Below are 251 nucleotides of genomic sequence, written 5' to 3' on the forward strand. Positions count from 1 at the left end.
ACTCCTAAACGTTCAAAAGTTGCTTTTATTTTATCCGGAACCTCATCCCAATCACGATACTTTTTGTCAGTCATTTTTTGATAGTAAAGCATATTCTCTAAATCAATTTCAGATAAATCCGGACCAAAATGGGGCATAGAAAGTTTTTTGTATATTTTGTAGCATTGCAAACGATAATCTAACATCCACTTAGGCTCATGTTTGGTCATTGAAATTTGACGGACAATTGCTTCACTTAATCCTCGACCTGT

At 34.7% G+C, this 251-nt stretch carries 1 protein-coding gene; it reads right to left on the bottom strand.

Annotation, left to right across the window (positions count from 1 at the left end; translation table 11 throughout):
- The coding region (locus ACYYG1_RS17700) for a hypothetical protein (protein ID WP_461211645.1) at positions 1-251 on the bottom strand (251 nt) is incomplete at both ends.

The sequence above is a fragment of the Desulfocurvus sp. DL1XJH-121 genome (genome assembly GCF_054819825.1).